The organism is Bradyrhizobium sp. Tv2a-2 (assembly GCF_000472425.1).
Taxonomy (GTDB): domain Bacteria; phylum Pseudomonadota; class Alphaproteobacteria; order Rhizobiales; family Xanthobacteraceae; genus Bradyrhizobium.
This window is the reverse complement of record NZ_AXAI01000003.1, coordinates 343,632-368,166: the sequence shown is the minus strand read 5'-3', so window position 1 is coordinate 368,166 and position 24,535 is coordinate 343,632. Positions and strand designations below refer to the sequence as shown.

Genomic DNA, 24,535 nt, shown 5'->3' with positions numbered 1-24,535 from the left:
TCACCCTGATCTCATCCCCCGCCGCAACGCTGCTTCCAGCGTGTCCGCCGTGCAAGGCTTGCCGAGCCTCGGTCGGCCCGCAAAAGCCGCCGGCACGCTCGCAGCGCCGCCATAGCCGGTCACGAACGCGAACGGAATGTTCAGCACGTCGAGCTGCTCGGCGACCGCAAAGCTCTTCTCGCGCGCAAGGGCGACATCGAGCAGGGCGAAATCCGGCGGCCGCGCCGCGATGGCGGCAAGCGCGGCGGCGACATTGCCGACCGAACGCACCGAGGTCACACCGAAGCCGAGAATCGTGTCCTCGAAATCGAGCGCGATGATCGGGTCGTCTTCGACGATCAGCACGTCATTGGGCAGCGTGGGAAAGCCGTTGAGAGGGGCGGACTCCATTGATCAGCCATGTCTGTTGGATTTGGCAGGACGGCCCGCTGTCGGTGCCTGGGATTAGCGCGCCGACGGGTTCCCAGGATGAAGCCATCACAGCCTGCGCTGCAGGTCTGTGCACTAGTAGACGGAACCAAGAAACTGGCTTGGCGATTATCCCTCAGCGAGGAGAGATTTCATTCATGCTGAGACGGCTCGACCCGACAGCCGAGGTTACCGACCGCCCCTACAACAACCTGCTGCGGCGGTTGAATGCGGATGACTATGCGCTGATCGCACCGCATCTGTCGTTCGAGGAGGTCGAGGCAAATGACGTGCTCTACAGCCCCGGCGACGATGTCAGCGTGGTGCATTTCCCCTGCGGGCCGAGCCTCGCGACCTTCCTGGTCACGAGCGAAGACGGCCGCGACGTCGAGACCATCCTGGTCGGCCGCGAGGGCGCGGTCGGCGGCATTGTTAGCCAGGGCTTTCTGCCGGCGTACACGCGCATCATTGTCAAATTCGGTGGCCCTTTCGAGCGCATGCCTGTCAGCAGGCTCGATGCGGCGAAAGCCGAATCGAAAACCCTGCGCAACGTGTTCACCCGCTATGCCGACTGCATGCTGGCGCAGATCTTCCAGTCGACCGCCTGCAACGCCATCCATTCCATCGAGCAGCGCACCGCCAAATGGATCATCTCAGCGATCGAGCGCACCGAAGCTGCCGACGCCGTGCCGCTGACGCATGAGCAGCTCGCCACCCTGCTCGGGGTCGGGCGCTCCTATGTCAGCCGCGTGATCCAGACTTTCAAGGCCGAGGGCATCCTGCAGACCAGACGCGGCGCCATCCTGGTGTGCGACCGCGCGCGTCTGGCCGAGCGCGCCTGCCTCTGCAACGAGCAGGTGAAGAGCCATTTCGAGGAGGTCTTGCGGGGGGTCTACCCGACCAAGGAAGGCCCAGCTTGAAACGCCAAATCGCGCTTCAGTGGTTTTTCAGCATGAACTTTTCGGAAAACCGACCCGGTTTTCGCTAACGCGGTCCCACGGGTCCGGATCATGCCCTAAACCCGCGTTTTTGCGGTCGGAAAACGGCTAACCAATTGTCAAACAGCCCCATTGTTTTTTGGCTTTTTCTGAATATATTGCGCTGCAAACGCGCAAGGTGCCCGGTCGTTTGGCCGGGCTTCCTTTTTGGGATCGCGCGGCCCCTCAATTTCTCAGGTTTCAAGCGTTAACGGAAACAGGTCCCGGCTATCCCGCGAGATCGCGCCTTGAGCCATTGCACGACCAAAAGAAGCAACCCATGAACCTCCGCAACGTCGCCATCATCGCCCACGTCGACCACGGCAAGACCACCCTCGTCGACCGCTTGCTGCAGCAATCCGGCACCTTCCGCGAGAACCAGAAGGTCGCCGAGCGCGCCATGGACTCCAACGACCTGGAGCGCGAGCGCGGCATCACCATTCTGGCCAAGGCGGCCTCGGTGCAGTGGAAGGACACCCGCATCAACATCGTCGACACCCCCGGCCACGCTGATTTCGGCGGCGAGGTCGAGCGCATCCTCAACATGGTGGACGGCGCGCTGGTGCTGGTCGACGCCGCCGAAGGTCCGCTGCCGCAGACCAAATTCGTGGTCTCCAAGGCATTGAAGGTGGGCCTGCGGCCGATCGTCGTGATCAACAAGGTTGACCGCCCCGACGCGCGGCCGACCGAGGTTATCAACGAGGTGTTCGACCTGTTCGCAGCGCTCGACGCGAACGAAGAGCAGCTTGATTTTCCGATCCTCTACGGGTCGGCCAAGCAGGGCTGGATGGCGAATAGCCCGGAAGGCCCGAAGGACGCCGGTATGGAGCCGCTGTTCAACCTGATCCTCCGCCATGTGCCGGCGCCGCAGATCGAGGAAGGTCCGTTCCGCATGATCGGCACCATCCTCGAGGCCAATCCCTATCTCGGACGCCTGATCACCGGCCGCATCACCTCGGGCAGCATCAAGCCGAACCAGCAGGTCAAGGTGCTCGCCGGCGACGGCAAGCTGATCGAGCAGGGACGGATCAGCAAGATCCTCGCCTTCCGCGGCATCGAACGCACGCCGCTGGAGGAGGCCGATGCCGGAGACATCGTCGCTATTGCGGGCCTCACCAAGGGCACTGTCGCCGACACGTTCTGCGATCCCACGGTCGAGACGCCGCTGACGGCGCAGCCGATCGACCCGCCGACGGTGTCGATGTCCTTCATCGTCAACAACTCGCCGCTCGCGGGCACCGAGGGCGACAAGGTGACCAGCCGCATGATCCGCGATCGCCTGCTGCGCGAGGCCGAGGGCAATGTCGCGCTGCGCGTCCGCGAAGCCGAGGACAAGGATTCCATGGACGTCTCGGGCCGCGGCGAATTGCAGCTCGCGATCCTGATCGAGACCATGCGCCGCGAGGGCTTCGAGCTTTCGGTGTCGCGTCCGCGCGTCGTCTATAAGAAGGACGAGGCCACCGGGCAGACGCTGGAGCCGATCGAGGAGGTCGTGATCGACGTCGACGAGGAGCATTCCGGCGTCGTCGTGCAGAAGATGAGCGAGCGCAGGGCCGAGATGATCGAGATGCGTCCCTCTGGCGGCAACCGGCTGCGGCTGGTGTTCTACGCGCCGACCCGCGGCCTGATCGGCTATCAGGGTGAACTGCTCACCGACACCCGGGGCACCGCGATCATGAACCGCCTGTTCCACGGCTATGCGCCCTACAAGGGCGAGATCCAGGGCCGCCGCAACGGCGTGTTGATTTCCAATGACCAGGGCGACGCAGTGGCCTACGCCATGTTCAAGCTGGAAGATCGCGGCCCGATGATGATCGAGCCGGGCTGGAAGGTCTACAAGGGCATGATCGTCGGCGAGCACACCCGCGACAATGATCTCGAGATCAACGTGCTCAAGGGCAAGCAGCTCACCAACATCCGCACCACGTCGAAGGACGAGGCAGTGCGGCTGACGCCGCCGATCAAGATGACGCTGGAAAAGGCGCTCGCCTATATCGAGGACGACGAGCTCGTCGAGGTGACGCCGAAGTCGATCCGCCTGCGCAAGAAGCACCTCGATCCCAACGACCGCAAGCGCGCCGAAAAGGCCAAGGAAGCGGTGGCGTAACGGCGCCAACCGCGCGGCAGCCGTGATGGCCAGGCTTGTCCCGGCCATCCACGTCTCCGATACTGGGCGGGAAAGACGTGGATGCCCGGGAGCATGAGAACGAAGATGCGCTTTGCGCTCGTGCCCGGGGTATAGCGACGAAACCAGACATCCAATGCCCCTCTCCTCCTCGGTCGATGTCGTCATCATCGGCGCAGGCGCCGCCGGCCTGGGGGCCGCGCATGCGCTGAAAGATTCCGGCCTCAACATCATCCTGTTGGAAGCGCGCGACCGCGTCGGCGGGCGCGGCCATACGGTGCAGGCGGCGCCTGATGTCATCTTCGACGTCGGCTGCGGCTGGTTGCATTCGGCGGATCAAAATTCCTTCGTCCTCATCGCCGAGCAGCTGAATTTTGAGGTCGATCGCACGCTGCCGCCGTGGCGTGACCGGGCCTTTGGCGAGGTGTTTCCGGAACGAGAGCGGCAGGAATTCTTCCGCGCGATCGACGCCTTCTATGACCGCCTCGGACAAGCCGCGCTTCGGGGCGAGGACTGCGCCGCCAACCTCTATCTCGAGCCGGATAACCGCTGGAATCCGATGATCGATGCGATTTCCACCTATGTAAACGGGTGCGAACTCGACCAGGTTTCGGTGCTCGATGTCGATGCCTATGAGGACAGCGGCCACAATTGGCGGGTGCGACGCGGCTATGGCGCGCTGATCGCGGCCTATGGCGCGGGGCTGCCGATCGCATTCAATTGCAACGTCGCTCTAATCGATCATTCGCAACAGCGCTTGCGCATCGAGACTTCGCTCGGCACGCTGACCGCGGACAAGGTCATTGTGACGGTGCCGACCAACCTGATCGCAGATCAGGCGATCCGCTTTTTCCCGGCGCTATCCGCGAAAGTAGACGCCGCGGCGGCCCTGCCGCTCGGGGTCGACGAGAAGGTGACACTGGCGCTGTCCGGGCCCGAGGCGCTGCCAAGGGATGGCAATCTGCGCGGCGCCACGATGCGCACGGCGATGGGCACCTACCACATCCGCCCGTTCGGCCAGCCCTGCATCGAAGGCTTTTTCGGCGGCCGCTATGCCAGGGAATTGGAAGATGCAGGCGACGGCGCGATCGCTGCCGCGAGCATCGACGAGATCGTGTCGTATCTCGGCAGTGATTTCCGTCGCAGGCTGACGCCGCTACGTGAGTCGCGCTGGGCCCACGACCCCTTCGCCCGCGGCTCCTATTCGCACGCGCTGCCCGGACATGCGGGGAAGCGCGCTGTGCTGGCGGCACCGGTGGATGGACGGCTGTTCTTTGCGGGCGAAGCGACGTCGCCGAACTTCTTCTCGACGGCGCATGGGGCGCGGGATTCAGGCGAGCGGGCGGCGAATGAGGTGCTGGCGGTAATTGAGAGCGCTAATCGTTAGCGCCGTCATTCCGGGGCACGCGGAGCGTGAACTATGGCGCATAATTACGCGCCTGAGAATCTCGAGATTCCCGGCTCGATGCTTTCGCATCGCCCGGAATGACGGGACCTTCGAGCTCTATTCCAGTACCCGCGCCCGCATCGCCACATCAGGCACGAAGCAAGCATCATACTTCCCGAAAATCCGATACCTGTTGCGTGCGGCGACCGTGTAGACCGCGTTGCGCAGCGGCTTTGGCATCATAAACAACGCCCTCGTCCAGCCCCACCCCGGCAGATGCGACAGCACGGTCAGCGCGGCGTCGGATTTGAAATAGGCAATGCCGCCGTGCACCACCGCGTTCGTATCGGGATCATCGGGATCGATCCCAAAGGCCTGCGCCAGACGCGTGCCATAGGCCGACTGGATCGGCGTGAAGCGGAAACGGGCGGCTACGTCACGCTTCGCGATGAAGCGAATCCAGCGCGAGCAGAATACGCAGACGCCGTCATAGAGGATCACGTCATCGTCGGGCCAGCGGCTCATCTGTTGTCCAGCATCAGCAATGCGACCACCATCAGCACGATCGCCGGTCTTGGCGCAGCTACGAAGCCCTGAGCCGAGCAACAGCACGGCATCTCGAGATCAAGCGCGCTGATGCGCTGGCCCGCGAAGAATTTCCGCGCGACGCCTGTCGCCGCAAAGCCCCGTTGCCGCAGATCGTCGGTGACGAACCGGCCAATCAGGCCGGACGCGCCGAGCACGAGAACGTTGCGCGCGTTCGCTTCACTCATCTTTCGCCCTCAAAACGGCTTTGCGATCATCAGCCACAGGATGATCATGACCGAGCCAAAGCCCGGAATGCCGAAGGCAAACCAGCGGCGAAACAGCGTGAAGTATCGCGGCGGCAGCCCCGTTCCTTTTTCCGCCGCGAGGCGGGCAAGATCGCGCATCTCGATCTGCATGAAAATGACAGGCACCCAGAGCAGGCCGGCGACGGCATAAAGCCCGAGCGAGGAAACAAGCCAGCGTTCGCCAAGGCCCGTGCTCGAAAGCTTCATCAGAAGGAGGCCTGTGATCGGCTGCGCGATCACCGCCGACAGCGTGAACAGCATGTCCGCGGTCACCACGACAGATGCGGTACGAGCGACGAAGGCAGCATCGCCGGTTCGATGCGCCATTAGCATGAAGAACGCGATGCCCGTCCCGGTGCCGAGAATGACGATAGCGCCGAGGACGTGCAGGTATTTGGCCAGGAAATAGAGCGTCATGGTTTTTTGGCCGTCCTGGAGGCGTCAGGCTTCAGCGCACGGTTCAGCGCGCTTTCCGCATGCTTCACGCCTGTTGCGGTCTCCGCCATCCAGTGTCCCTCGCTGCCGGACGGCGGCAACACGGAAAATTGAACCTTGCCACCGGCCGCATGGAATGCGTCCGCCAATCTCCGCGACAATTCCGGAGAGAAATAGGTATCGTTCGCGGCGACCAGCCAGGTCACGCGCACGCGCGCGGCCTTGCCAAAAGCGGATGCTGCGGCGATCAGCGTATGCGGTGCGCACACCTGGTTCTCGCGATCATTGGCATGTCCGCCGCGGCCGGGCGCAAAAGCGATGATCGCAGCAATCTCGCGGGGGTCGCTCGAGCTAAGTGCGAGCGCGCCCCAGCCGCCGGCGGAATGGCCGATCACGACCACCCCTTCAGGCCGCACGAAGGGCTGTGTGCGCATGAAGCTCAGCGCCGCGGCAATCTCATCGGCCGTTGCGCGTCCGGAGCGGGCATAGTCCGCCTCGTCGCAACCACCCTGGTCTTCCAGATAAGTCCCGCCAGTGGCGCCATGGCCCAGGCGTTCCGGCACCAGCACGGCAAAGCCGCGACCGACCAGGAACGCCGCGAGCGGCTGATAGTCCGGTTGCGGCATCTGCGCCCGGCGCAGGACATTTTGCGTCGAGGCATGTGCGATCACCGCCAATCGGAACGGCCCATCACCATCGGGGCGAAACAGGATTGCACGCGCGGCAACCGCAGCATCGCCTGACGGAACCAGCCATTGCTGCGCGCGCAGGCCTGCGCCTTCCGCTCCCACCGCGCCGAAGGTCTGGGCAGATGCGGCGGCAAGGCCGACCGCAAGCCACGCGAAAACCGCAGTTAAGAAACGCATGAAATTCCGATCCCTTCGGCTCTCCCGCAACGGCAACACACCAGCCGCAGCGAATCAAATGCGGCGTCGACCGGGGGCAAAGCGGTAAAAAACTTTGAGCGCAGTGAAGTTGCACTGGCCCCGGCCAGCCGGCGACCGCTTCAAGAGGCGCTTTGTCCTTTTTCGATACAGGCTTGCGATGAACTGATGCAGAAAGTCCACACGTTAACCGATAATTAACGATGGACCTTGAAGCGAGCCCGCGGACTTGGTTTGATCAGCGTCATGAGCACAACCCTGATCGAGGTCCGGCCGGCCAAAGCTGCAGATGCAACTGCAGTGGCATCCACCCATGACGAAGCCTGGCGTGCAGCCTATCAGGGCATCATCCCCGGTGCCGAACTGGAAAAGCTGATCAATCGCCGCGGCCCGCAATGGTGGGACAGTGCGATCCGCAAGGGCAGCCGCGTCAGCGTGCTGGTGTTCGGCGACAAGATCGCAGGTTACGCCAATTACGGTCGCAACCGCGCGCGTAGCCTCCACTTCGAAGGCGAGATCTACGAACTCTATCTACGGCCGGAATTCCAGGGCCTCGGCTTCGGCCGCCGGCTCTTTACCGCCGCCAAGCGTGATCTCGCGCAGAGCGGCCTGCGCAGCATGGTGGTCTGGGCACTGTCGGACAATGATCCCGCCACCGAATTCTACCGCACTCTCGGCGGCCGCATGGTAGCCCGCTCCTCGGAACGCTTCGGGCCGAAGTCGCTCGACAAGGTCGCGTTCGCCTGGACTAACTAAGGCGCGAGCCCGCTTTAGCGGGCACAACTTTTCAGCCATATTTGAGCTGTCAAGGTGCATACCATTTTTGTGCACTGCGCTCTGGCGCCCGCGCGGTTTGACGCGTATTAGCCGGTCCAGAAGCCCACGTTTCAAAGCCTGACTGCAGGCCGCACGGAGCCCATTTTCATGCGTATTGACGCCATCCCGATCGGGATCGATCCGCCACGCGAAGTCAACGTCGTCATCGAGGTGCCGGTCGGCGGCGAGCCAATCAAATACGAGATGGACAAGGAAGCCGGTACGCTGATCGTCGACCGGTTCCTCTATACCGCCATGCGCTATCCCGGCAATTACGGCTTCATCCCGCACACACTGTCCGATGACGGCGACCCCTGCGACGTCCTGGTCGCCAACACCCGCGCCATCGTGCCCGGCGCTGTGATGAGCGTGCGTCCGGTCGGGGTGCTGTTCATGGAAGACGAGGCCGGCGGCGATGAGAAGATCATCGCAGTGCCCTCCTCCAAGCTCACCCAGCGCTACGACCGGGTGAAGACCTATAGCGACCTGCCCGACATCACCCTGCAGCAGATCCAGCACTTCTTCGAACACTACAAGGATTTGGAGCGCGGCAAGTGGGTCAAGATCAAGCGTTGGGGCGGGCCTGAGGACGCCCAGAAGCTGATTGCCGAAGGCATCGAGCGCGCGAAGAGGAAGTAAGGCGGCCGTCATTCCGGGGCGATGCGCTGGTATCGAGCTCAGATGTGCAATCGCACATCCGAGAATCTTCAGGTTCCGGGTTCGCTCTTCGAGGCGCCCCGGAACGACAACCGATCACACCGCCGGCTTCGGTAATCCTGCGATCGCACACGCCGCGCGCAGCGTGTTCACCAGAAGGCACGCCACGGTCATCTGCCCGACGCCGCCGGGCACCGGCGTGATCGCTCCGGCGACTTGCGACACTTCCGCAAAGGCCACGTCCCCGACCAGCTTCGTCTTGCCTGCCGCCGTCGGCAGACGATTGATACCGACGTCGATTACGGTCGCGCCTGGCTTGATCCAGTCGGCGCGCACCATTTCCGGCTTGCCGACCGCCGCATAGACCAGGTCAGCCTGGGCACAGAGTTTCGCCAGGTCGCGCGAGCGCGAATGCGCGATCGTTACCGTCGCGTTCTCATTCAGCAGCAACTGCAGGAGCGGCCTTCCAACGAGATTGGAGCGGCCGATCACGATCGCGTTCATGCCTGCGAGCGAGGTATGCACGCTCTTGCTCAGGATGATGCAGCCGAGCGGCGTGCATGGCGCCAGCGCCGCAAAGCCGCCGGCAAGCCGCCCGGCATTATGCGGATGCAGGCCGTCGACATCCTTGGCGGGATCGATAGCGTTGATGATGGTTTCGGTGTCGAGCCTTTTCGGCAGCGGCAATTGCACGAGAATGCCATGCACCGTGGGATCGCGGTTCAGCTTCGCAATCAGCGCCAGCAAATGCTCCTGCGAGACCTCGGCCGGCAGCTTGTGCTCGAAGGACGCCATGCCGGCAGCTTGCGTCTGGGTGTGCTTGCTGCGCACATAGACTTCGCTCGCGGGATCGTTGCCAACCAGCACGACCGCAAGCCCCGGTGTGAGGCCGTGATCGCGCCTGACGCGAGCGACCTCGCCCGCGACCTGGGCGCGAAGCTCGGCGGCGATCGTCTTTCCATCGATGATGCGAGCCGTCATGTCGATTCCCTTAGGTAGTTAGGTCTTGCTGTGCCTGGCCTGCGTCAGCGTCCGCAAGGACCTGCCGAGTTCTGCTGGATCGCCGTCGATCGCAACCTGCTTCAGCCGCGAGGTCGCGCCTGAGACGAGCCGCAACTTCGCCTTTGGCACGCCTAGCGCTCTGGCCAGCAATTCGATGACGGCGCGATTGGCTTCGCCGCCATCGGCCATGGCACGGACCCGCATCTTCAACACGCTGCGTCCGTCAGAGAGCGTCTCGATCCCCTCGATATCGTCGCGGCCTCCGCGTGGCGTCACCCGCAGCGCGACACTGATGCCCCCGGTCGAAGCACGCCAAGGGAGCATCAGGCCATCGGTCAAGTGTCAGAACACCGCCGGATAGATGTAATAGGTGATCACCCGTTCAAGGAACATGATGATCAGGATCAGAATGATCGGCGAGATATCGAGCCCGCCAAGGCTGGGCAGGAAATTGCGGATCGGCGCCAGCAACGGCTCGGTGATCCGATAGAGGAATTCGGCCACCGCTGCGACGAACTGGTTGCGGGTATTCACGACATTGAACGCAACCAGCCAGGACAGGATCGCGGACGCGATCAAGAGCCAGATGTAGAGATCAAGGACGATGAGAACGATGTCGAGAACAGCTCGCATGGGGGAGGGGCTCGAATGCTGCGGTCGTGGGATAGCTCCCGCTAGATATCGGTTCCGACCCCACCAAACAAGGGAACTTCCCGGCAAATCCGCGCAAATCCGGGATTTTCGCACCTCCCGACTTCTCAATTGACTTGGGGTTGTCACGGACTGTAAATGGCGCCGCTTGAAGCCGCCTTTGCCCTCCCTATTTCTGCAAAGGTGGTCGTGACGGGGCCATAGCTCAGCTGGGAGAGCGCATCGTTCGCAATGATGAGGTCGGCGGTTCGATCCCGCCTGGCTCCACCACGCTCTGCCTTCGGCTACGCGTGGCGCAGCCGCGCTTGGCCGAAGACAGAGCGTGCCCGGCGTAGCCCAACGGGCGAAGACGGGCTTTCAAGATTACCGCTCAGGATCAGCAACTCACTCCGCTACCTGAGCGAACACCGGCACCTGCAGCAGCCATCCCTCAATGAAATGCGTCAGCCACGCGCGCTCGACGGCGTCGTAGACCGCGCGGTCTGCGAAGTGCTGGTGACGCGGCCGAGCGCCAGGCGCATCCATGCGGTCGCAGCTGCGGGCAGTCCAGCGATGCATCATGGCGTACGTGACGTCGGGGTGGAACTGCAGGCCGAAGCAGGTGTCGTAGCGGATTGCTTGCACCGGGAAATCGTCGCCCGAAGCCAACAGTTCGGCGCCGCACGGCAGCTCAAAGCCCTCGCGATGCCAGTGATAGACCTGTTCCGGCCAGTCAGAGCAGACGCCCATGCCCGCAGCCGTGGGACGGATCGGGTAATAGCCGACCTGAACCACGCCTTGCTCATGCGGGGCGACGGCGGCACCAAGCTGCTTGGCCAGCATCTGCGCGCCGAGGCAAATCCCGAGGAAGGGACGGCCCTCGCGCAAGGGGATCTCGATCCAGTCGATCTCGGCGCGGACATAGTCGTCGGTATCATTGGCGCTCATCGGGCCGCCGAAAATGACGGCACCGGCGTGCCCATCCAGCGTTGTCGGAAGCGCATCACCAAAGCGCGGCCGGCGGATGTCAAGCTGGTAGCCGAGCGTGCGCAAGGCGTTGCCCACCCGACCGGGGCTGGATGTCTCCTGGTGCAGGACCACCAGGACCGGTCGTAACGGCTTCGGCTCGCTGGACCTCGAGATCGGAGGGCGGGCAGGCGGAAAGGAAACCAGGTTCTGGCCGCGAAGGTATTTCGAGCGATTCGACATGGGCCCGCGCAAAGTTCTTTAACCCAGCGCGAAATCGTACCTAAGCAATTCTTAATTTCGCGTGAGTTCAGTCACACACGGAAGCAAGTCGCGGGCCAAAGCAGTGGTTTTGCACGCCTTGTTCACCTCTCGCGGCGAGCAGAGGTGAGCGTCAACCGCCCAGCCAAGCCTCGAAACTACTGCTTGGTCTGGAAACGGCCGACGGCGGCGAGAATGAAGCCGCGCGGGAACAGACGCAACATGAATGGCACCAGCTTGATGCCAAGGCCGGGAAGCACTGCGCGCTTGTTGGCCATCAAGCCGCGATAGGCCTGCTCCGCGACCTCGCGGGGCGACATGTCGAGCACGGAGTAATCGAAGCCAGGCTTGTAGTTGGCGCGCTCCTGAAACTCGGTCTGCACCGGCCCCGGACAAAGCAAGGTGACGCGCACGCCATGAGGCTCGAGCTCCTTGCGCAGCGCCTCGGTGAAAGACAACACATACGCCTTCGACGCGTAGTACACGGCCATGCCGGGACCCGGCAAGAAACCGGCGATCGATCCGACATTGAGCAGCCCGCCGCGATTCTTGATCAGGGTTTTGGAGAACCGCAGCGAGAGGTCGGTCAGCGCCCGGATGTTGACATCAATGATGCCGAGCTGGCGTGCGCGATCAAGTTCGAGACTCGGACCGCACGCACCAAAGCCGGCATTGTTGACGAGATATTCAAGCTCCACGCCGGCCGCCGTGAGCGCGGCCTCGATCTTGTCGCCGGCGTCGGCCGCCTCGAGATCGCAGGGAATGACAACGGGCTCCGGCCTGCCCTGGGCCTTCAACTCCGAGGCGAGCGCAAACAGTCGATCCGCCCGCCGTGCAGCCAAGGCTAGACGGTGGCCTCGACTCGCAAAGACGCGCGCAAGTTCGGCGCCTATTCCCGCCGAGGCACCGGTTATCAGCGTCACACGTTCAGTCACGATTCCAGTGCTCTAAGATGATTTGGCTATGGTTCTAACACTGAAGACGAGAGCATAGGGTTGCCGTGGGTTGCAAGTCGCCCAAACCGCATGGCGATGTGCGCAAACGTTTAGAAGCGGGCGCCTGCGACCGCGTCGCGCCAAACTTACCGTTTGGCGGTAGCAGCCGAGACACCCCGCAGATTAAAGTTTCTTCATGTAGGGCGTCGACTGCGCGGCAGCGAGGCGGATTGCCGCAGCGTCCGGACCAGGCAGGGAGCAAGCGCCCTAGGGAAAGGCCTCGCGCGAACCAACTGAAAGCCCGCCCTTCAGGCGCCGGCCTCGGCTGAGCGTCGGCCTGCGACCAGGTGCTTCAGATCGATGCGATCGCGCGAGGAGATGCCGAGCAGGTCGGCGGCACGCCAGACCACATTGTCCTCGAACTCGCTGACTGCGCCGTCGGCATAGACCAACTCCCACATCATCTCGACAATGCGCAGGCGCCCCTCTTCATTGACCTCGCGCATGATGACGCTGGTGAAATGATAGAGGTCGACCGCCTCACCCTCGGCCAGGGTCGCGGACCTGATCAGCTGGTCGGCAGTGCCGGGATCGAGCCCGAAGCGGCTCTCGATCAGGCTGTGTAGCTTGCGCTTCTCGATCTCGGACGGCTCGCCGTCGAGCGAGATCACATGGATCAATAGCGCAGTGGCAGCCAGTTGATAGCCGTTCTCATCGAAGGCGCGGTTGCCATGGGGATGGGGTGATACAACGTCGGCAATGAATTGGCGTAGTCCGTCGAGCATCTGGTCCTACCGCGGGCTTCGGCATCCGCCGGAATGGCAGTGCCTCATGCTCAATATGTGGGGAAAGCGAACATCCGCACAATGCGGAACACGACGGCGACGGCATTACGTTTCGGCAATTTCGCGGTCCATATCGCCGAACGCTGGTATACTATTGCATACTTTGGAATCTCGAGATTTCGGGTTGGCCTTTTCAGGGCGCCCCCGGAATAACCGCAACAGCCTATGGTATCTCGTACACCACCATCTTGTCGGCGATGCCGCGCAGGGCGGCGTGCTTCTGGATCGGCTTGATGGACTGCCGCTCCAGAATGCCCGCGACTTCCGGCGCCTCGATCACGGGCGCCGTGGCATGGATCTCCTGCGAGGTCGACAGGCTCTGCACACGCGCCGCGACATTGACGGTCTGGCCGAAATAGTCCTGCCGCTCGTTGAGCATCACTGCCAGGCACGGACCTTCGTGAATGCCGATCTTGACCACGAGGTCGTTGCTGCCACGCTCCTTGTTTAGCTCGTCCATCGCAGCGCGCATGCGCAGGCCCGCCGTCAGCGCATGTTCGGGGCGGATGAAGGTCGCCATCACCGCATCGCCAATGGTCTTCACCACCGCCCCCTTTTCGGACGCGATGATTTCGAGCAGCGCCCGGAAATGCGCGCGCACAAGATCGAAGGCGGCGAGATCGCCGACGCGTTCGTACAGCGCGGTCGAGCCCTTGAGATCGGTGAACAGGAAGGTCAGCGAGGTGATCCTCAGGCGCTGGTCGACATTGAGATTGTCGGCCTTGAAGACGTCACGGAAGGTCTGGTTGGACAGCATCCGCTTGGCGGTGAGGAAGGGCCTCCGCTTGCCCAGGAGCTCATGCAGCGGCTCGGCGGCGATGAAGACCGAGGGCAGCACACGCACGCCGGCCTGGTTGTCGACCGACAGCCGCAACGGTCCGGGACGCATGGCCATCGATCCCGTCGGCGGATGATGCTTGTTGTAGACCAGCGAAAGCTGCTGCCGCTCCTTGGTTGGCTCGCCCTGCACATCGATGAAATGCGCGGAGTGCGTCACCGGCTCGAACACGATGATGAATTGCGCCGGCAGTTGCAGCGACATCACCGCCTTCTCGCCCGCGGGCAATTCCATCGTCTCGAGCGCGACCTCCTCGGTCAGCGACGCAAAATTGCGCTTGTTGAGATCGATGCCCGAGCTCCAGAACACCTGCTTGTAGTACTCCCACAGCGGCAGCGTGTTGGGATCGTGAGCGGCTATGCGGCGGACCCTGGGGCTGACAGTGAACGCGACCTCGACCTGCTCGTCGACCGACGGCTGATAGCCGCAAGCGCAAAGCCCGCAATGATAGTCATCGGGCTTGAGGGATTTCAGCGTGTCATGAGCGCCGAGCACGCCACCGCAACCCGGGCACAGCACATTCCAGCCGAGCTCGAACAGGCCGAGCCGGGACGCGTGCAGAAAGCCCGAGATCACCTTCTCCTCGTCGAGCGAGGTACGCCTGGAAAAATCCAGCGCATTGATCCGGTTGAGCTCGGCATCGTCGCCGGTCCTGATGAGCTCCCCGATCGCGTCTGCGACAGCAGGATCGGCGCTCTGCTTCAGGACGGAAATCTGGGCGGAGATATCGCTCATGGCCAACTCTAGATGGGATTGCTTGGGCTCTCGGACAATCCCCTGTTACCGCACCTTGATGACAAAAGGTGGCGAATGATCCGGCTGCGTGGTGACCACGCCCAGAGGCATGACAGGCACACTGTCCTTCAACTGGACATGGAACGCGCCGATCAGCCGCGCAAGCGCGAGCGTCGCCTCGACGATCGCAAAATGCGCGCCAATGCATATCCTTGGCCCTGCGCCGAACGGCATATAGGCAAAGCGATCCGGCGGCGGGATTCCCGGCATAAAGCGCTGTGGCACGAATGCTGCCGGCTGCTGCCACAGCTTTTCGTGCCGGTGCAACAGCCAGGGCGCAATCAGCATCAAATCGCCCCTTCGCACGGGAAGGCCGGCGACCCTGTCGTGGCCGGTCGCGGCACGCGCGATCAGGAAGGCCGGTGGATAGAGCCGCATGGTCTCGTCAATGACCGCGCGGGTGAATTTCAGGCGATCGGGATCGGTGGCGTCGTTGGCGGCGACGCCGCGCGCCTCCCGCGCCACCTGCTCCTGCGTTTCCGGATCAAGCGCGAGCAGATAGAGCGCCCAGAACAGCGTGGTCGCGGTGGTTTCATGTCCGGCAAGGATCATGGTTGCGACCTCGTCGCCGAGCTGGGCGTCGGAGAACGCGGCTCCGGTCTCGGGATCGCGCGCCTCGCCCATCAGGTCGAACAGGTCGCGCGCCGGCGCGCCTTCTTGCTTGCCGGCCGCGCGGCGCTCCGCCATCAGCTGGCCGACGAACGCGGTCCAGCGCTTGCGGAAGCGGGCGCGGGGGAAATCCTTTGGGCTTGGCCAGGACAGCGGCAGCAACATATCGAGGACATGCGGCCGCGCCAGCTTGTCGCCATATTCCATGACGAAGTCGCGCAGCGTCGATCCATGCTGGGCCATCCCGAACGAGAACATGGTGCGGCCGGCGATCTCGAGCGTCATGTGCTGCATGGTCTCGCGCAGATCGACTTGCGCGCCGCTCTTGTCCTTGAGCGCGGCAACCGTCTCGTCGATCACCGCAACCATGTGCGGCACCAGCATCGTCACCGCGCGCGGCGTGAAGGCGGGCGCGAGCGTGCGGCGCTGATGCTTCCAGGCCCGTCCCTCCGCAATCAGCACACCCTGGCCGAGGATCGGGCGCAGCACGCGAATGCCGGCCGGCGTGCGCGCGTAATTCTCGTAATTGTCGACCAGCACATGCCTGATGGCATCCGGCGCGTTGAGGACAAAGCTCGCTCGCCCCAGGAAGCGGCTCTGGATCACGTCCTCTTCATAGGCGCGACCACCCCAGGTGGAGATGATGTTTTCGCGCATCATCTTCATCCGGCCGAAGGCGGTTTGATTGTCCGGCGCGCGCGGCAGGCTCGGCGGCACCAGTGGCCGGCGCGTTGACGGGAAATCGTAGGCTTCGGCGATGCTCATGACGGCCCGCTCCGGTAGCCCGCATGAGCGAAGCGACATGCGGCACTTGCAAATATTACTCCGCATATCGCTTCGCTCATGCGGGCTACAGTCACCATCAAACCCAATTGCGTCAACACGGCGCTCTTGAAACAGCTAGTAAGTCGGCTCAATGACCGCAATCCTGTTCTCCAACGCAGTCCGGACGCGGAAAACGTGACCGTCGCCGCGCGCCAGCGGATCGGTGAAGTTGATGACGAACATCCGGTCGCGCGGCACGCCATTCGACTGCATCCGCGACAGCGTGGTGATCCAGAGCGCAGCATGGTCGCCATTGCCGTGCACGAACAGAATCGGCGGCACGTCAGAGGCGCCTGCGCCGCGGTTTCCGCAGGCGCCCGGATGCCGAAGCCACCAGCCAGCAGGGGCAAGGCCGTGGCGTCCCAAAGAACTTTGCGCCGGGTCAGGCCCATCATAATCCTTCCTTATCTTTCAATATCTTACCTGCGGTATGACGGGCGAAAGCGCATTCCCGGTCTTGCCAGCGATCGCCTTTCCCGGGCATCACTTGACGTCATCCAGAATCAAACCATGGCAGGTGAGGTGGGACCCGATATGACTGATGCGCCCAGATCCCAGACGTTCAGCGGCGACGGTATCACTGCGCCGCTGCGGTATCCGACCTTCCGGCGCATCTGGCTCGCAAGCCTGCTCTCCAATCTCGGCATCCTGATCCAGGGGGTGGGCGCGGCCTGGTCGATGACCCAGATGACGTCGTCGGCCGACAAGGTCGCGCTGGTGCAGACGGCCTTGATGCTGCCTATCATGCTGATCTCGATGCCTGCCGGCGCCATTGCCGACATGCACGACCGGCGCGTCGTCGCACTTGTCGCGCTCTCGATCTCGCTGGTCGGTGCGACCACGCTGACCGCGCTCGACTGGCTCGGTCTGGTTCAGCCGAACCTCCTGCTGACGCTCTGCTTCGTGGTCGGCAGCGGCATGGCGCTGATGGGACCGGCCTGGCAATCCTCGGTCAGCGAGCAGGTGCCTTCGGAGACATTGCCGGCGGCGGTCGCGCTCAACGGCATCAGCTACAATATTGCGCGCAGCTTTGGGCCTGCGATCGGCGGCATCGTGGTGGCAACCGCGGGGGCGGTGGCGGCGTTTGCTCTCAACGCAGTGCTCTATCTGCCGCTGATGGTCGCTTTGTTCACCTGGAAGCGCGAGGCCGAAGCGTCGCGCCTGCCGCGCGAGAGGTTGAGCCGCGCCATCGTCTCCGGCGTGCGCTATATCACCAATTCGCCCTCGATCAAGATCGTGCTGACCCGCACCATGGTGACCGGCCTGATCGGCGGCTCGGTGTCGGCGTTGATGCCGCTGGTGGCACGCGACCTCCTGCATGGCGGCGCGCAGACCTATGGCATCATGCTCGGCGCCTTCGGCCTTGGCGCGGTGATCGGCGCGCTCAATATCGGCGAGTTGCGCAAGCGCATGAGTGGCGAGGCCGCGATCCGCGCCTGCACGCTGTCGATGGGTGGCGCGATCGCGGCCGTGGCGCTGAGCCATCAACCCGTGCTCACCGCGGCCGCGCTGGTGGTGGCCGGCGCCGTCTGGATGATGGCGGTCGCGCTGTTCAATATCGGCGTACAGCTTTCGGCGCCGCGCTGGGTGGCGGGACGGTCGCTCGCGGCCTACCAGGCTGCGATTTCTGGCGGTATTGCGATCGGCAGCTGGTTGTGGGGCCGGCTCACCGATGCGGCGGGCGTCGAAACCGCGCTGCTGGTCTCCGCCGCGCTGATGCTGGCCTCGCCGCTGCTCGGCCTGTGGCTGCGCATGCCGCGCATCGGCGCGCGCGGCGAGCAGGCGGAGTCGCTCGACGATCCCGAGGTGCGGCTGGCACTGACCGGGCGCAGCGGACCGCTGGTGGTCGAGATCGAATACCGCGTGGCCCAGGACAATGCGCGTGCGTTTCATAACGTGATGCAGGACGTGCAGCTGAGCCGGCAGCGCAACGGCGCCTATGGCTGGTCGATCGCGCGCGACATCGCCGACCCCGAATTGTGGACAGAGCGCTACCACTGCCCGACCTGGCTGGATTACCTACGCCAGCGCAACCGCTCGACCCAGTCGGAGCGCGCGCTGCATCAGCAGGCCATCGCCTTCCATATCGGCCCCGACCCCGTGCGCATCCGCCGCATGCTGGAACGCCCGTTCGGCTCGGTGCGCTGGAGGGAGGAGACCCCCGACCGCGCCGCAAACGAAGTGCTGCCGGTGGTCGCGAGCGCGGCGGGCAGCAGCACCTAAGTTTCTTGCACCGCCATTCCGGGGCGGTTCGAAGCCGAACCCGGAATCTGGAGACTGCGGCGCGAGATTCCGGGTTCGCGCTTCGCGCGCCCCGGAATGACAGAGAACATTACTGCCCGTGCTCGGTCAGCACCTTGTCGCAGGCGCGGCTAAGGCGTCGGCGGTTCTGTTGCAGGCAGGACAGGACCATCTGGTCGCCCTCGCTCATATGGGCGCGGCAGAAGCGCGTCACATCGCGCGCGCAGGCATCATGCTCGTGCGCCGACTGTGCAAGCGAGCTGGAAGCGATCAGGACAAGGGGAATGCAATAAAGAAATCTGCTCATCAGGACCGCCTCAATAGCAAGCCACAACCTTGGTTTTGTTGTCTTTGTTTCCTTGAGGCTTTCTAAGGCGAAAAACCATCCAGCCGCAATGCATTTCGCATCGGCCGAAACGCTGATGGCAGCGCAGCGTTTTGCCGCACCGCCGTCAAAGCGTTGCACGCTCGCTATGCCGGCTCAGTCCGTCGTCGCGACCTTGCCGCCGCCCTTGGCGAGATCCTTGTCCATCACCGCGCGGCAGCCGGGCGAGAGGTCGCTGCGATGCTTGACCATGCAGGCGGTGATCTTCGGGATGTTGGGGATTTCCGAACTGCAGAGGCGGAAGGCGTCGCTTGTGCACATCTGCTCTGCTTCCGCGGTGTAGGCGAAGCTTCCCGTGGCCGACAGCGTCGAGAGCGAGAGCGCGAAGGCCAGCACCAAACCGGCCCGGCGAATCGTGCGCAAGAAGGATGCGGTCATTGTCGGCTCCCATTGGCGGCCCGCAAAACTTCGGGCCCGTTGTTGCGATGGCACGATCTTGCGCCCGGGCCGTTGCCTTCACTGTGAGGCCTGTCACGTCAGCGAGCGCGACCGTGACGTCGGTCACGAACGGGATATCGGCGTGAATTCCTTCCGCAAAACGTGTCGTGTTGGCGTCACGTTAAGACTTCCTTCGCATTAATGAGACGAAGTGAATGCCAAGCTTCGCGAAGCCAAGTCCTGGTTAATGCCAGGGTTTCGCGGCCAAGGTTTCGTTGCCAGGTCTGCGTTGCCAAATCTGCATTGCCAGGTCTGCATTACCAAGTCCTCGTTGTTGGCTACTGGAAGAGACACATGCGTAGTGCGTTAGCCCTGATGCTGGGCGTCGTCGTCATGGCGGGTGCGATCGCCGCAGGCTGGTACCTCGTGGGAGCGCTGCGCGGCGATGGCGCCGTTCCTCAGTTCGCCGCGGCCCACCAGGCTCCGCCATCGGCCAATCCGCCGGCAAAGCTCGCCGCCAAGGAAGGCGCGAAGGATGATGTCGAGGTCACCGGCGCGATCGGGCCCAAGCCCGCCGCGCCCGCACCGGTGCCGGCGCCTGCCCCCGTCGTGGAAAAGGCCTGCGCCAATCCGGATGCACTCGGCGTCTCCCGCGTGGTCGAGATCGACACCACGGGCGGTCCCGGCTTCGGCTTCCAGCATTTCAAGCAATTCGATTTCCTGACCGACAAGGAAGTGGTGCTGACCTTCGACGACGGTCCCTGGCCCGGCAGCACGCCGGCCGTGCTTAAGGCGCTCGACGACCAGTGTACCAAGGGCCTGTTCTTCTCGATCGGCAAGCACGCGACCTATCACCCCGAGATCCTGAAGCAGGTTCTTGCCGCAGGCCACACCGTGGGTGCGCACACCTGGTCGCATGTCAATCTGAACGGCAAGAAGATGACCGAGCAGATGGACACGGACGAGATCGAGAAGGGTTTCAGCGCCGTGAAATGGGCGCTGGGAACCGAGCCGGCGCCGTTCTTCCGCTTCCCCGAGTTGCAGCATAACCCTGCGATGGTGACCTATCTCGGGACCCGCAATGTCGCGATGTTCTCCTGCGACATCGACTCCCACGACTACAAGCACGATTCCACGCCCGAGAAGGTCGTGAGCACCGTGATGACCGAGCTCGCCAAGCAGGGCAAGGGCATCATCCTGATGCACGATTTCCAGAAGCGCACGGCAGAAGCATTGCCGACGCTGCTCAAGCAGCTCAAGGCCGGCGGCTACAAGGTCGTGCAGATCAAGGCCAAGAGCACCTTCCAGACGCTGCCGGACTATGACGAGGCCTTTGCCAAGGAGATGAAGCTGCCCACCGCCAGCTCGCGACCGATCTCCAGCGTGGTGCAGACGGTGATGTCGAAGTAAGGCGGCAACACAAGAATTCCGCTGCGTCCACAGACGCAGTCATCATGCCCGGGCTTGTCCAGCTGGCGGGGCCGAAGCCCCTCCGCCGAGGCGCAGCCCCGGGCATCGACGTTTTGAGACACGTGCGGGAGCACGTGGATGGGCGGGACAAGCCCGCAGCGTCGCTTACCAATAAATCCCGTGGCGATGCAGCTCGTAGATCACGCGGGCTTCCACGGATGCGCGGTGCTTCTTCCGGTCCGCCTTGACGACCGGCTTGGCATCAGCCTTCGGCTGATCCGTCGTCGCCTTGGTGTCGACCGCGGACGGCCGCTCGACATATTTCGGTGCATCGGCGGGCGTGGCCTCAGGCGCGGGCGCGCTCTGCGTGGTCGCCGCCGGATCGTCATTGGAGGCGAGCGTCAGGCTGTGTGAGCCACCAGCCTGGGCGGAAGCGGAGGCCAGAACCATCGCGGCAATCAAAACGAATTTGCGCATGTGAAGTCTCCCCTGGATCTGATTGAACGGCTTGGATCAGGGGAGATTAGAGGAGAGCGGCGCACGGTTGTGTGAGACGAATCACGAAAGGCGTACCGTCTCGCGTTCGGCGACCGCGGGCGCCAATGTCCGGAAACGTGGTGCCGCAAGAGGGACTCGAACCCCCGACCCCGTCATTACGAATGACGTGCTCTACCAACTGAGCTATTGCGGCAAACCGAGAAGCCGCGCCGGAACCTGATCCCGGGCAACGCGCGCTTCTGATATCGGCGGACGGGCGAATTGGCAAGGACAACCCGGCAATCCGGCGCACGATCCGATCCGGATCGGCACGGCGCCGCTACCCCCCCAGACGGTTCCAAAATCCACGCCAGCCGCCGGCCTGCGCCTTGGGCGAACCAATTTGTTCCGAAAATTCGTCCGGAGGGGCCTCCTCGTCCACCCCGGGATCGTCGGGCGCGCGCACGATGGGAATCACGGGCGGAACGGGCGCCGTGGCCGGCTTGGCGAACTCAGGACGGGCGCGGAAGAGCGGCTGCGCAGCGGGGGCCGGCGCCGGAGCGACCGATTCGGCCGGCGGCGCTGCGGCCGGCTTGGGCGGGTTGGCCGGCTCAGGCGCTACCTCGACCACCTTCTCCCCGACCTTGGGCGGCGGCGGCGCATTGTCCTGGATGGCGTCGGCGGCAGCTGGCGCGGCCGGCGGTTCCCGCAATGGCTCGGCAAGACCCTCGTTGGGCTCGATAATGGGCTGCGGCGACGGCGCGGCGAGCATGGCCTCCTCGAAGGCGGACGATTCGATGGTCTTACCCCTGTCCGAGGGCAGGCTGGCGACAGGGGTCTGCCATTGGAAGGCGTCGAGCCGTCCGGTCACCGGCGACACCGGGCGCCAGCGGTCGCTGACATAGCCATCGGCGGTCCAGGCCGGATCGTGACGCGCGCGCACCGCGCGCAGGGTCCATGCGCGCGCCTTGCCGCTGTCGCCATGCTCGGTGCGCTCGAGCTCGGCCATCAACACCGCGACCCGCTGAGTCGGATCGGCGACAAAGGGTTTCAGCGCCTCGCGCGCCTTGGCAAATTCGGAGGCGTCGATCGCCGCACGCGCCACGGCCAGTGCGCCCTCGATATGGCCGGGTGTCTTGGCCGCGAGCGTCTCCACCCGCACCAGCCGCTGCCGCGCGGCGTCGCCCAGCCGCACATGCGCATAAGCATCCGCAAGATCAGGATGCGGCTGTGCGAGCCATGCCGTTTCAACGATCCGCATCGCGCGGCGCACCTGATGCGCCTCGCTCTCGAATTTTGCCGCGAGCACCGCGGCCGGCACCAGCGTCGGCGCGAGCTTCACCGCCTCCATCGCACTCTCGCGCGACAGGTCGCGGTCGACCGTCTCCAATTCGAGCGCGCGGGCGGCGAGCAGCACGCCACGCTGGCGCTTGAACGTTGGCTTGTCGATCAGGCCGGAGGCGAGATTGTTGTCGAGAATTTTCAGCGCACCGTTCCAGTCGCCCCTGGCGCAGCGGAAGCCGAGCACCGCATGGGACGCCCAGGTCGAGGACGGCGCGAGCTTCAAGGCTTCGTCCGCGATCATCACGGCAGCAACCGCATCGTCGGCGCGCTGGGCCTCGATGAAGAGGCCGCGAAGCCCGAGCAGCCGCGTATCGTCGCGCTCGGCCATGGCGTGGAACGCCGCCTTCGCACCCTCGCGATCGCCCTCAAGCTGCGCCGACTGCGCGTGCAACAGAAGCGTCAGCGGATCATGCCCCACAAGCCTGCGCGCCACGGCAGCATGCTGACGCGCGGCGGCCGGATCGCCATGGCCGATCGCAAGCAGGCCTTGGGTGATGGCATGGCGGCCGCGGGCATGGCGGCGCTCATGGCGATGCCGGCGGACCCGCCCCGGCGTCCGCCACAGTATGGTGAAGATGCTCCAGACGATAATCGTAGCCACCGCCAGGATGCCCAGGCCGAGCGCAAATACCGGCAGCGTGGCCGTGAGCTTGTAGCCGCCCCAGGACAGCACGATCGAGCCGGGCTGGTCGGCGATCCAGACCTCGCCGGCCGCAGCGAGCGCGATCAACAACAGGAACAGAACGATGCGGATCATGAACGCCCTATTGTCCGGGATTACCGAGCGCCGCCATCGCAGAATCGGCGAATTGACGGGAAGCGGAAAGCGCCGCATCGCGTGCAGCGACCTTGTCGAGCCAGGCCTGTGCCGGAGCGCGGTCTTCCGGCGATAGTGTACTCAGCTCGCGCCGCGCCTCGACGATGTCGTTGCGCAGTGCAGCCCCGGTGGCACGCGCGATCACTGCGCCACGGTCGTTGCCGACCGCGTCGGTGCGCTCGATCTGCACCAGCTTTTCGGCGCCGTGCTCCAGCCGATCAAGGATGCTGCCGCCGGATGCCGTTGCTCCCGCCGAGCTCGGCGAGAATTTCGGCACCAGGTTCAACAACTCCCGGCCGAGCATTTGCGGGCTCGGCACGCCGGTTGACGCAAACTGGTCCAGCGGCTTGAGCGCAGCGGGATCGGGCGCCAGCGTCTTTGCGGTCGCGAGCGTCGATTTGAAGGGGTCGCCATGGCGAGCCGCGACATCGAGCAAGGATGCCGCCACCAGCCGCCGCAGCGGCAGATCGTCGGCAGCCTTGGCATCGGCAGCTTTGGCATCCGCGGCGGCCGCATCGGCTTTTGCGATTGCCGTGCTTTGCACGGTGATCGCCTGCTCGAGCTTGGCGATACGGTCGTTAATGCCGGTGAGATCGACATTGCCCGCGGCATCGCGCGGGGCCGATTTGAGCGCGTCGATCGCCGCACCGAGCTTGTCGACCTGCGCGCGCAAATTGCCGACATCGCCGCGTAACGTGGTGACCGATTTCTCCAGCGCGTCCGCGCGCCCGGCAAGCGCCGGATCGACCACAGGTTTGCCGGCCCTGGCCTCAAGACTCGTCACGCGCGCGCCGAGATCGTCGACCGTGGACGCACTCACCTGAGGTGCCGCCGGCGGTGCCTGCACCGCGGGCCAGCCGAGCATCCAGCCGATCCCAATCACCAGCGCTGCCGCGACCGCGCCTGAAAACGGCGCGACCACCCAGGGCGAAATTCCCGATCGGCTCGGCGGTGTGCTCGGACCGGCTGCACCTGCCGCGGACCGCTCCGGCGCAGGCTGCTCCGGCGCGGCCTCTGCTTGCGGCTTGGCATCGCCGGGTTCCGCTGCGGTCTCGGTGGCTTCGACTTTTGGCGCAGTGGTCACGTCGGTCGCTTCAAGATCGATGGTGGGCGGGGCGCGCCTGGTACGGCCGGCATCGGCCGGCGGTGATGCGTCTTGTTGACTGTCATCGGCCATCGTGTGCATCCCGATCTGGAGCATGTTTCCTAAAAAATCATGCTCAACCCATGGCGCGGAGCGGATTTATCAAGATTC

The 24,535-nt window shown here is 64.1% G+C and carries 25 protein-coding genes, 2 tRNA genes and 1 pseudogene; 8 read left to right on the top strand and 20 right to left on the bottom strand.

The features are described 5' to 3' along the window. Window positions 1-390 (bottom strand): response regulator, encoded by a 390-nt coding sequence (locus tag A3AI_RS0107945; protein ID WP_024515074.1) that lies wholly within the window; start codon window positions 388-390, stop codon window positions 1-3. Window positions 391-566: 176 nt separating this feature from the next. Between A3AI_RS0107945 and A3AI_RS0107940 the strand changes: the two genes are divergently transcribed. The 3 genes from A3AI_RS0107940 (at window position 567) to A3AI_RS0107930 (ending at window position 4,897) form a co-directional block, all read left to right on the top strand. After that, on the top strand, window positions 567-1,328 hold the full coding sequence (locus A3AI_RS0107940) for a Crp/Fnr family transcriptional regulator (protein WP_024515073.1): 762 nt from the start codon (window positions 567-569) through the stop codon (window positions 1,326-1,328). 337 nt (window positions 1,329-1,665) lie between these two features. Further along, window positions 1,666-3,492, top strand: a complete 1,827-nt coding sequence (gene typA, locus A3AI_RS0107935; RefSeq protein WP_024515072.1) for a translational GTPase TypA — start codon at window positions 1,666-1,668, stop codon at window positions 3,490-3,492. Window positions 3,493-3,646: 154 nt separating this feature from the next. Further along, window positions 3,647-4,897, top strand: coding sequence for a flavin monoamine oxidase family protein (locus A3AI_RS0107930; RefSeq protein ID WP_024515071.1), 1,251 nt, complete (start codon window positions 3,647-3,649; stop codon window positions 4,895-4,897). Window positions 4,898-5,014: 117 nt separating this feature from the next. On the opposite strand, the gene A3AI_RS0107925 is transcribed toward A3AI_RS0107930, so the two are convergent. From A3AI_RS0107925 to A3AI_RS0107910, 4 genes and pseudogenes are all read right to left on the bottom strand, one after another. Further along, entirely contained in the window at window positions 5,015-5,422 is a 408-nt protein-coding gene (locus A3AI_RS0107925; RefSeq protein WP_024515070.1) for a thiol-disulfide oxidoreductase DCC family protein, read from the bottom strand. An 86-nt stretch (window positions 5,423-5,508) separates the two neighbouring features. Beyond that, window positions 5,509-5,670: pseudogene (locus A3AI_RS47310) on the bottom strand (NAD-dependent epimerase/dehydratase family protein); the annotation flags it as partial. 9 nt (window positions 5,671-5,679) lie between these two features. Further along, window positions 5,680-6,147: a DUF2269 family protein gene (locus A3AI_RS0107915; RefSeq protein WP_024515068.1), complete on the bottom strand. Its 468-nt coding sequence runs from the start codon at window positions 6,145-6,147 to the stop codon at window positions 5,680-5,682. After that, window positions 6,144-7,031 (bottom strand): dienelactone hydrolase family protein, encoded by an 888-nt coding sequence (locus A3AI_RS0107910; protein ID WP_024515067.1) that lies wholly within the window; start codon window positions 7,029-7,031, stop codon window positions 6,144-6,146. Before A3AI_RS0107910 ends, A3AI_RS0107915 begins: the two co-directional genes overlap by 4 nt. Before the next feature lie 264 nt (window positions 7,032-7,295). Between A3AI_RS0107910 and A3AI_RS0107905 the strand changes: the two genes are divergently transcribed. Further along, complete coding sequence (locus A3AI_RS0107905; RefSeq protein WP_024515066.1) at window positions 7,296-7,805, top strand: GNAT family N-acetyltransferase; 510 nt, start codon at window positions 7,296-7,298, stop codon at window positions 7,803-7,805. 168 nt (window positions 7,806-7,973) lie between these two features. Further along, window positions 7,974-8,504 carry an inorganic diphosphatase gene (gene ppa / locus A3AI_RS0107900; RefSeq protein ID WP_024515065.1) on the top strand — a complete coding sequence of 177 codons (531 nt, stop codon included), beginning with the start codon at window positions 7,974-7,976 and terminating at the stop codon, window positions 8,502-8,504. A gap of 114 nt (window positions 8,505-8,618) precedes the next feature. Here the strand turns inward: ppa and folD are convergent, their stop codons facing one another. From folD to A3AI_RS0107885, 3 genes are read right to left on the bottom strand one after another with little or no spacing between them, the layout of a single operon-like run. Further along, entirely contained in the window at window positions 8,619-9,503 is an 885-nt protein-coding gene (folD, locus tag A3AI_RS0107895) for a bifunctional methylenetetrahydrofolate dehydrogenase/methenyltetrahydrofolate cyclohydrolase FolD (protein ID WP_024515064.1), read from the bottom strand. 18 nt (window positions 9,504-9,521) lie between these two features. Next, on the bottom strand, window positions 9,522-9,848 hold the full coding sequence (locus tag A3AI_RS0107890) for a DUF167 domain-containing protein (RefSeq protein ID WP_024515063.1): 327 nt from the start codon (window positions 9,846-9,848) through the stop codon (window positions 9,522-9,524). Between the two features lie 18 nt (window positions 9,849-9,866). Further along, window positions 9,867-10,157, bottom strand: a complete 291-nt coding sequence (locus A3AI_RS0107885) for a YggT family protein (RefSeq protein ID WP_024515062.1) — start codon at window positions 10,155-10,157, stop codon at window positions 9,867-9,869. Window positions 10,158-10,369: 212 nt separating this feature from the next. On the opposite strand from A3AI_RS0107885, the gene A3AI_RS0107880 reads away from it, so the two are divergent. Further along, window positions 10,370-10,445, top strand: a tRNA-Ala gene (locus A3AI_RS0107880). 114 nt (window positions 10,446-10,559) lie between these two features. On the opposite strand, the gene A3AI_RS0107875 is transcribed toward A3AI_RS0107880, so the two are convergent. The 6 genes from A3AI_RS0107875 to A3AI_RS42385 form a co-directional block, all read right to left on the bottom strand. Beyond that, complete coding sequence (locus tag A3AI_RS0107875; RefSeq protein WP_024515061.1) at window positions 10,560-11,363, bottom strand: glutamine amidotransferase; 804 nt, start codon at window positions 11,361-11,363, stop codon at window positions 10,560-10,562. Between the two features lie 176 nt (window positions 11,364-11,539). Beyond that, the gene (locus tag A3AI_RS0107870; RefSeq protein WP_024515060.1) at window positions 11,540-12,316 is read right to left on the bottom strand and encodes an SDR family NAD(P)-dependent oxidoreductase; all 777 of its coding nucleotides are present in this window, start codon (window positions 12,314-12,316) and stop codon (window positions 11,540-11,542) included. 308 nt (window positions 12,317-12,624) lie between these two features. Further along, window positions 12,625-13,101, bottom strand: a complete 477-nt coding sequence (locus A3AI_RS0107865) for a tellurite resistance TerB family protein (RefSeq protein ID WP_024515059.1) — start codon at window positions 13,099-13,101, stop codon at window positions 12,625-12,627. Between the two features lie 223 nt (window positions 13,102-13,324). Beyond that, complete coding sequence (locus A3AI_RS0107860) at window positions 13,325-14,734, bottom strand: adenylate/guanylate cyclase domain-containing protein (RefSeq protein ID WP_024515058.1); 1,410 nt, start codon at window positions 14,732-14,734, stop codon at window positions 13,325-13,327. A gap of 45 nt (window positions 14,735-14,779) precedes the next feature. Further along, window positions 14,780-16,168, bottom strand: coding sequence for a cytochrome P450 (locus A3AI_RS0107855; RefSeq protein WP_024515057.1), 1,389 nt, complete (start codon window positions 16,166-16,168; stop codon window positions 14,780-14,782). Between the two features lie 135 nt (window positions 16,169-16,303). Beyond that, on the bottom strand, window positions 16,304-16,510 hold the full coding sequence (locus A3AI_RS42385; RefSeq protein WP_036047610.1) for a hypothetical protein: 207 nt from the start codon (window positions 16,508-16,510) through the stop codon (window positions 16,304-16,306). Between the two features lie 252 nt (window positions 16,511-16,762). Between A3AI_RS42385 and A3AI_RS0107845 the strand changes: the two genes are divergently transcribed. After that, a complete protein-coding gene (locus tag A3AI_RS0107845; protein ID WP_024515055.1) occupies window positions 16,763-18,451 on the top strand; it encodes an MFS transporter in 1,689 nt (562 codons plus the stop codon). A gap of 109 nt (window positions 18,452-18,560) precedes the next feature. On the opposite strand, the gene A3AI_RS0107840 is transcribed toward A3AI_RS0107845, so the two are convergent. Both A3AI_RS0107840 and A3AI_RS42380 read right to left on the bottom strand, forming a co-directional pair. Further along, the gene (locus tag A3AI_RS0107840; RefSeq protein WP_024515199.1) at window positions 18,561-18,776 is read right to left on the bottom strand and encodes a hypothetical protein; all 216 of its coding nucleotides are present in this window, start codon (window positions 18,774-18,776) and stop codon (window positions 18,561-18,563) included. Between the two features lie 174 nt (window positions 18,777-18,950). Beyond that, window positions 18,951-19,232, bottom strand: coding sequence for a hypothetical protein (locus A3AI_RS42380; protein ID WP_036047609.1), 282 nt, complete (start codon window positions 19,230-19,232; stop codon window positions 18,951-18,953). Between the two features lie 354 nt (window positions 19,233-19,586). On the opposite strand from A3AI_RS42380, the gene A3AI_RS0107830 reads away from it, so the two are divergent. Continuing rightward, a complete protein-coding gene (locus tag A3AI_RS0107830) occupies window positions 19,587-20,642 on the top strand; it encodes a polysaccharide deacetylase family protein (protein ID WP_024515054.1) in 1,056 nt (351 codons plus the stop codon). A 165-nt stretch (window positions 20,643-20,807) separates the two neighbouring features. Here the strand turns inward: A3AI_RS0107830 and A3AI_RS0107825 are convergent, their stop codons facing one another. The 4 genes from A3AI_RS0107825 to A3AI_RS0107810 form a co-directional block, all read right to left on the bottom strand. Then, window positions 20,808-21,119: a hypothetical protein gene (locus A3AI_RS0107825; protein WP_024515053.1), complete on the bottom strand. Its 312-nt coding sequence runs from the start codon at window positions 21,117-21,119 to the stop codon at window positions 20,808-20,810. Between the two features lie 138 nt (window positions 21,120-21,257). Then, window positions 21,258-21,333, bottom strand: a tRNA-Thr gene (locus tag A3AI_RS0107820). Between the two features lie 126 nt (window positions 21,334-21,459). After that, on the bottom strand, window positions 21,460-23,220 hold the full coding sequence (locus A3AI_RS0107815; protein ID WP_024515052.1) for a heme biosynthesis protein HemY: 1,761 nt from the start codon (window positions 23,218-23,220) through the stop codon (window positions 21,460-21,462). A gap of 7 nt (window positions 23,221-23,227) precedes the next feature. After that, complete coding sequence (locus tag A3AI_RS0107810) at window positions 23,228-24,457, bottom strand: COG4223 family protein (RefSeq protein ID WP_024515051.1); 1,230 nt, start codon at window positions 24,455-24,457, stop codon at window positions 23,228-23,230. Window positions 24,458-24,535: the final 78 nt, after the last annotated feature.

Bases quoted from the DNA above. Each gene is read 5' to 3' on its own strand.
- A3AI_RS0107815 (WP_024515052.1), bottom strand. From the start codon at position 23,220: ATGATCCGCATCGTTCTGTTCCTGTTGTTGATCGCGCTCGCTGCGGCC.
- ppa (WP_024515065.1), top strand. From the start codon at position 7,974: ATGCGTATTGACGCCATCCCGATCGGGATCGATCCGCCACGCGAAGTC.
- A3AI_RS0107915 (WP_024515068.1), bottom strand. From the start codon at position 6,147: ATGACGCTCTATTTCCTGGCCAAATACCTGCACGTCCTCGGCGCTATC.
- A3AI_RS0107945 (WP_024515074.1), bottom strand. From the start codon at position 390: ATGGAGTCCGCCCCTCTCAACGGCTTTCCCACGCTGCCCAATGACGTG.
- A3AI_RS0107930 (WP_024515071.1), top strand. From the start codon at position 3,647: ATGCCCCTCTCCTCCTCGGTCGATGTCGTCATCATCGGCGCAGGCGCC.
- A3AI_RS0107830 (WP_024515054.1), top strand. From the start codon at position 19,587: ATGCGTAGTGCGTTAGCCCTGATGCTGGGCGTCGTCGTCATGGCGGGT.
- A3AI_RS0107890 (WP_024515063.1), bottom strand. From the start codon at position 9,848: ATGCTCCCTTGGCGTGCTTCGACCGGGGGCATCAGTGTCGCGCTGCGG.
- A3AI_RS0107905 (WP_024515066.1), top strand. From the start codon at position 7,296: ATGAGCACAACCCTGATCGAGGTCCGGCCGGCCAAAGCTGCAGATGCA.
- A3AI_RS0107885 (WP_024515062.1), bottom strand. From the start codon at position 10,157: ATGCGAGCTGTTCTCGACATCGTTCTCATCGTCCTTGATCTCTACATC.
- folD (WP_024515064.1), bottom strand. From the start codon at position 9,503: ATGACGGCTCGCATCATCGATGGAAAGACGATCGCCGCCGAGCTTCGC.
- A3AI_RS0107940 (WP_024515073.1), top strand. From the start codon at position 567: ATGCTGAGACGGCTCGACCCGACAGCCGAGGTTACCGACCGCCCCTAC.
- A3AI_RS0107840 (WP_024515199.1), bottom strand. From the start codon at position 18,776: ATGAGCAGATTTCTTTATTGCATTCCCCTTGTCCTGATCGCTTCCAGC.
- A3AI_RS0107865 (WP_024515059.1), bottom strand. From the start codon at position 13,101: ATGCTCGACGGACTACGCCAATTCATTGCCGACGTTGTATCACCCCAT.
- A3AI_RS0107845 (WP_024515055.1), top strand. From the start codon at position 16,763: ATGACTGATGCGCCCAGATCCCAGACGTTCAGCGGCGACGGTATCACT.
- A3AI_RS42380 (WP_036047609.1), bottom strand. From the start codon at position 19,232: ATGACCGCATCCTTCTTGCGCACGATTCGCCGGGCCGGTTTGGTGCTG.
- A3AI_RS0107925 (WP_024515070.1), bottom strand. From the start codon at position 5,422: ATGAGCCGCTGGCCCGACGATGACGTGATCCTCTATGACGGCGTCTGC.
- A3AI_RS0107910 (WP_024515067.1), bottom strand. From the start codon at position 7,031: ATGCGTTTCTTAACTGCGGTTTTCGCGTGGCTTGCGGTCGGCCTTGCC.
- A3AI_RS0107810 (WP_024515051.1), bottom strand. From the start codon at position 24,457: ATGGCCGATGACAGTCAACAAGACGCATCACCGCCGGCCGATGCCGGC.
- A3AI_RS0107825 (WP_024515053.1), bottom strand. From the start codon at position 21,119: ATGCGCAAATTCGTTTTGATTGCCGCGATGGTTCTGGCCTCCGCTTCC.
- A3AI_RS0107860 (WP_024515058.1), bottom strand. From the start codon at position 14,734: ATGAGCGATATCTCCGCCCAGATTTCCGTCCTGAAGCAGAGCGCCGAT.
- typA (WP_024515072.1), top strand. From the start codon at position 1,666: ATGAACCTCCGCAACGTCGCCATCATCGCCCACGTCGACCACGGCAAG.
- A3AI_RS0107855 (WP_024515057.1), bottom strand. From the start codon at position 16,168: ATGAGCATCGCCGAAGCCTACGATTTCCCGTCAACGCGCCGGCCACTG.
- A3AI_RS0107875 (WP_024515061.1), bottom strand. From the start codon at position 11,363: ATGTCGAATCGCTCGAAATACCTTCGCGGCCAGAACCTGGTTTCCTTT.